Consider the following 4,200-nt stretch of genomic DNA (forward strand, 5'->3'; position numbering starts at 1 on the left):
TTCACGGTCGTTTCACTCAATCGGTTGCGATTTCATTGCGGAGCTCTGAGAGAGAACGGCCGTCACTGTTGCATGCCGCGTCTCGTGGAGGGCTGGCGTTCTCTCGATGCCGGGGATCCAACGGCAAAGAGGGATAAGTGGCGTTCGAAACCTGTCCGACGATGCATCAGCGAAGGCGCGTTCGGCGAAAATGCTCCATGCCGTTTCCGACAGAGCCGCCGATTAAGAGTCAGCTAGGGGGCAAGAAGAATCAATAACTTCCAGTGGCCCTGGGAATCGTCCAGTCGGAACCGGGCATCCGTCGCAAGACGATCGTGCCTCGTTACTAGCGGCGCCTGGATAATCCGCTGGACATCTTTTTTGAGGGACATTCCTTCATTAGCCGAGATTTGCTTCCTTTCCACCCGCATTTGGCTCTGCACCCGCAAGGAACCAAGGCCTCGCGGGCGTGTTCGGAATTGATGAACGCGCAAATCAACATTTTTGAAAAACCCATCGAACGGATCAGGAAGACCTGCGATCTGATGGGTCTTGGTCCGGACTTCGAGCAAAGACTACCGGAACTGGAGACTTACCTGGAAGGCCTCGTCGCGGACGGTGAGACCAGTGAGGATCGTCTAACCGCCAACGGCCTGATTTTTCTCAGCGGCAACACGAAATAGCACGTCAGGAAACCTCGTCCGGAAGCTTCCATTCGGGTCTCGGCTCGCATGGCTCGACCTTGGACCCTGTATTGTCTCGCCGCGTCCAGGAGAGCCTTTCTCACCTCATCATCGGCGGTTTCGGCGGCGAGAGCCTCGGCCCGATCGGCTTGGCGTTCCAGAGATTCCCGGTTCACGGCTCGACCTGTTTAACGTGGTATCCGTCCGGCAGGATCTGGCCACCTTCCTCGTCAGCGACCGGAACGTCGGTGACGAGCCCTTCTATCAGCGCTGCCTCCCACACCTCCTTTTCGGTCGGAAATGCAGCTCCGATTTGTCTGTCGCGTTCGAACAATGCGTACATCGGAACTCCCGGTGGGTGGAGTGGCTAAGGTGCCTCGGATTCCGGCGCTAACGACGTGCGCGCGGACAGCATGCCGTCCTTTCTTGCGTCTGGTTTCGTCGAACCCAGATTTTCGCACCAGATGCACGAGAACTCGGTCCGGCCGTCCCTGGACAAAGCCGGGATCAGCCCGTGCCCACAATGCGGGCACCGTGTGATGTGATCCATTGATATCCCTCCTTCCATTTCGTCGGGTTCTCTTCGGGTTAAAGCGGCGGACAAAGTGACGTTCCAAAGAGGATGCCGAGCTTTGCACTCGGTCCCGGCCCGTCTTTAGACAGGAACGCGCGATGACGGACACCGTTGATCGTCCAGTCCTAGCGAGGAACGGATCACAAATGACCAGGGTACGGAAGATCAGGTTTCACTGTTTCGGTGACAACGAGGTGCTCCAGCTCGATGAAATCAAGCAGTCGGGGCCGGACGCTCGCCAAATTCTGGTGGCTGTCCGCGCGGCAAGCGTGAACCCGGTCGACTTCAAGATCCGCTCCGGCAAATATCCCTCGGTGAAAGATGACCGGCTGCCTTATACCCCCGGCCGTGACGTCTCCGGCATCGTTCTGCAATGCGGCGCCCAGGTCGACCGCGTGCGCGTCGGCGATGAGGTTATCGGCATGGTCCCGGTCTGGGGCGGAGGCTATGCCGAGCAGGTCGTCCTCGAGGAGCGCGCAATCGCGATCAAACCCGGTGGTATTGACCATATCCACGCGGCTGCAATACCGCTGGCCGGACAGACGGCGTATCAGGGGCTGTTTAGACACGGCCAATTGCGAGCCGGAGAATCTGTCCTGATTCACGGCGGGTCCGGCGGCGTCGGCCATTTTGCCGTTCAATTCGCCAAAGCATGCGGGGCGCGTGTCCTGACCACGGTATCGACAGAACACGTCGCGTTTGCCCGCTCCCTCGGAGCAGATGTCGTGATCGACTACAAGACCCAACGCTTTGAAGAAGCCGCCTCTCACATCGACCTGGTTTTCGACTTGATCGATGGAGAGACGCGCGAGCGGTCCTGGGCCGTGCTGAAGCAAGGCGGACGGCTGATCTCTACCCTGACGGTACCGTCACAGGACAGAGCTCGCGCCGCGGGCGTGAAGGCGATGCGATATACCGTCGAGCCCGATGGAAACGAACTGTCCGAGATCGGCGCGCTGATCGCGGCCGGAAAAGTCCGACCGCACGTCGAGAAGAGGTTTCCACTCGATCAAGCGATAGCGGCACTTGCGTCGGTCGAGCGCGGGCACTCGGCGGGAAAGGTCGTGCTTGCGGTGTCCTGAGTTTAGTTGAAAGTCCATATGGCACGCGTTCATATTGGCACGTCAGGTTGGCACTACGCATCTTGGCGGGGGCCTTTCTTTCCCAAGGACCTGCCGATCAAGCAGCAGCTTTGCTATTACGCCAACCAGTTTGATACGACCGAGCTCAATGGGGTGTTTTATCGGACACCGACGCCGGAGGCCGTAAAAGGCTGGCGCGAGCAGACCGGCAAGGATTTTGTCTTCGCGTGGAAAGCTTCAAAGTTCATTACGCATTGGAAGCGATTGTCGGATCGGTCGGTGAACAGTCTCGAGCTGCTTGAAGAGCGCCGTTCGCTGTTGGGGCAGAAAGCCGGCCCCATCCTCTTCCAGCTTCCACCGCAATTCGAGGCCGACGCAGATCGGCTCGCCTCCTTTCTTGAACTTCTGTCGCACAAACGACGTTACAGCTTCGAGTTTCGACATCCCAGCTGGTACCATCCAGCCATTCTGAAAATATTGAGGAAGTCAAACATCTCGCTTTGTCTCTCCGATCATCACGATGCACCGGCGCCGTGGAAGCGAACCGCGGATTTCGTCTACATTCGAGGCCACGGACCGGGCGGCCGCTATCACGGTCGTTACCCTCCGGCGGATCTGGAAGAATGGGCTAGACGCATCAGATCCTGGAAGCGGCAGGGCTGCGACGTCTATGTTTATTTCGACAACGACCAGAAAAGCGCGGCTCCGGCCGATGCCAAGCGGCTGAAGGAACTGCTCTAGAGCGTTTTCCAGCGAAGTGGATACCGGTTCGCGTGAAGACAACGCGTCAAAACAAAAAGCTAGAGCTTCCGTTCCGATTCTATCGGAACGGAAAAAGCTCTAGGCTTCATCTGCGGCTGACGTTCGATACATCATGGACCGCCGGCCACAGACCCTGCGATGACCATGACGAGCTCCGACAGGTCGATCTTGCCGTTGACGACCAACTCGTCCGAGCCTTCCACCCTGAGAGTCTGAGGGCTGTTTGCGGCCTGACGCTTCAGCTCACCGATGATTGCTTCCTTGAGCTTCTCCTCAAGCATCTTTCTTCCTCCAGCCGCCGTGCTGTCAGACTGCAGCAGCTTCGGCTTTCACCCGGACCGGGATCGATTTCGCCGCCGGCGTCTTGGCTTTTTCCTCATGGTGCCACAGCGGCAACAGCGGGTTGCATTCCGGAAAGTAGCCGGCGATGCAGCCTTCCGGGATATCGTAGGCAACGACGCGCAGGCCGCTCACCTGACGATCCACGCCGTCGTCGACTGCCGTCGTCAGCGTCACAGTCAGTCCTTCTTTCAATCCCCATCGCTCGATGTCATTGCGATGCATCAGCACCACAAGCCGCGAGCCGTAGATGCCGCGGAAGCGATCGTCATAACTATAAATCGTCGTGTTGAACTGGCCGTTGCTCCGCAGCGTGATCAGCTGCACCACGTCGCGTGCCTCCGGGGACGTATCGATGTCGGTCACGAGCGACGTGGGCACGATGAAATTGGCTTTCCCCGTTTTGGTTTTCCATGATCGTTGCCGAGCCGCGATCGGACGGTGAAAGCCGCCGGGCTTCCACATTCGCTCATTGAAGTCGTGGAAAATGTCTGGATAAGTGGATGCGATGGCGTCGCGGATCCGGGCGTAGTCCGCAATCCAGTCGTCCCACGGAATGGTCGTTCGGCCGGACACCGTGGCCTTGGCGAGCTCGGCAACGATTCTTGGCTCGGACAGAAGGTCAGGACTTGCCGGCCGGGCCTGTCCCCGTGAGCCATGCATGCAGCCGGTGGAATCCTCCACGGCGACAGCCTGCTGACCGGTTTCCTGCAGGTCGATCTCGGTCCGCCCCAAACATGGCAGGATATAGGATATCTCACCATGGACGAGCGCCGACCGG

The 4,200-nt window shown here is 58.8% G+C and carries 6 protein-coding genes; 3 read left to right on the forward strand and 3 right to left on the reverse strand.

Annotation, left to right across the window (positions count from 1 at the left end; genetic code table 11):
• The first annotated feature begins 461 nt into the window (after positions 1-461).
• Positions 462-662: a hypothetical protein gene (locus FXB40_RS46920; protein WP_148779031.1), complete on the forward strand. Its 201-nt coding sequence runs from the start codon at positions 462-464 to the stop codon at positions 660-662.
• Positions 663-834: 172 nt separating this feature from the next.
• Here the strand turns inward: FXB40_RS46920 and FXB40_RS48590 are convergent, their stop codons facing one another.
• Positions 835-1,005, reverse strand: a complete 171-nt coding sequence (locus FXB40_RS48590; RefSeq protein WP_187437615.1) for a hypothetical protein — start codon at positions 1,003-1,005, stop codon at positions 835-837.
• Positions 1,006-1,382: 377 nt separating this feature from the next.
• On the opposite strand from FXB40_RS48590, the gene FXB40_RS46925 reads away from it, so the two are divergent.
• Positions 1,383-2,318, forward strand: a complete 936-nt coding sequence (locus FXB40_RS46925) for an NADP-dependent oxidoreductase (RefSeq protein ID WP_148779032.1) — start codon at positions 1,383-1,385, stop codon at positions 2,316-2,318.
• An 18-nt stretch (positions 2,319-2,336) separates the two neighbouring features.
• Positions 2,337-3,059 (forward strand): DUF72 domain-containing protein, encoded by a 723-nt coding sequence (locus FXB40_RS46930; RefSeq protein ID WP_148779033.1) that lies wholly within the window; start codon positions 2,337-2,339, stop codon positions 3,057-3,059.
• A 131-nt stretch (positions 3,060-3,190) separates the two neighbouring features.
• Here FXB40_RS46930 and FXB40_RS48595 read toward each other — a convergent pair whose 3' ends face one another.
• On the reverse strand, positions 3,191-3,361 hold the full coding sequence (locus tag FXB40_RS48595) for a hypothetical protein (protein ID WP_187437616.1): 171 nt from the start codon (positions 3,359-3,361) through the stop codon (positions 3,191-3,193).
• Between the two features lie 25 nt (positions 3,362-3,386).
• Positions 3,387-4,200 (reverse strand): molybdopterin dinucleotide binding domain-containing protein (locus tag FXB40_RS46935; protein ID WP_283813024.1); only part of this gene is annotated, 814 nt, incomplete at its 5' end.

Source organism: Bradyrhizobium rifense (genome assembly GCF_008123425.1).
Taxonomy (GTDB): domain Bacteria; phylum Pseudomonadota; class Alphaproteobacteria; order Rhizobiales; family Xanthobacteraceae; genus Bradyrhizobium; species Bradyrhizobium rifense.

Excerpts from the sequence above, each read along its gene's own strand:
- FXB40_RS48590 (WP_187437615.1), bottom strand. The coding sequence starts at position 1,005 with ATGTACGCATTGTTCGAACGCGACAGACAAATCGGAGCTGCATTTCCG.
- FXB40_RS46920 (WP_148779031.1), top strand. The coding sequence starts at position 462 with ATGAACGCGCAAATCAACATTTTTGAAAAACCCATCGAACGGATCAGG.
- FXB40_RS46930 (WP_148779033.1), top strand. The coding sequence starts at position 2,337 with ATGGCACGCGTTCATATTGGCACGTCAGGTTGGCACTACGCATCTTGG.
- FXB40_RS46925 (WP_148779032.1), top strand. The coding sequence starts at position 1,383 with ATGACCAGGGTACGGAAGATCAGGTTTCACTGTTTCGGTGACAACGAG.
- FXB40_RS48595 (WP_187437616.1), bottom strand. The coding sequence starts at position 3,361 with ATGCTTGAGGAGAAGCTCAAGGAAGCAATCATCGGTGAGCTGAAGCGT.